The sequence below is a fragment of the Stenotrophomonas maltophilia group sp. RNC7 genome, assembly GCF_030910085.1.
Lineage (GTDB): Bacteria > Pseudomonadota > Gammaproteobacteria > Xanthomonadales > Xanthomonadaceae > Stenotrophomonas > Stenotrophomonas sepilia.
In genome coordinates this window covers 1-457 of the sequence record NZ_JAVFVN010000013.1, presented here as the reverse complement: position 1 = coordinate 457, position 457 = coordinate 1, and the positions used below count along the sequence as shown (strand labels likewise).

The following is a 457-nucleotide window of genomic DNA, read 5'->3' as shown; positions in this document are numbered from 1 at the left end:
GGTGGAACTGCTGATCAACGTCGATACCGGACGCGGGCTGGCCATGGTGTTCGCCATGCTGGCCGCGGCCATCGCCTGGAACCTGGGCACCTGGTATTTCGGCATCCCGGCCTCCAGCTCGCACACGCTGATCGGCTCGATCCTGGGCGTGGGCCTGGCCAACGCGCTGATCACCGACCTGCCGCTGGCCGAGGGCGTGAACTGGGGCAAGGCGATCGACATCGGCGCCTCGCTGGTGGTGTCGCCGGTGGCCGGCTTCCTGGTCGCGGGCGGCCTGCTGCTGGCGCTCAAGCGCTGGCTGCCGCTGTCGAAGATGCACAAGACGCCCGAGCAGCGCCGCGCCAGCGACAACAAGAAACACCCGCCGTTCTGGAACCGCCTGGTGCTGGTGCTGTCGGCCATGGGCGTGAGCTTCGTGCACGGCTCGAACGATGGCCAGAAAGGCATCGGCCTGATC

Annotated in this window: 1 protein-coding gene; it reads left to right on the top strand. The window is 68.1% G+C overall.

What is annotated here, in order from left to right:
- Positions 1 to 457, top strand: a 457-nt coding sequence (locus RCF13_RS00065; protein ID WP_308140653.1) for an inorganic phosphate transporter, incomplete at both ends; no start/stop codon positions are given.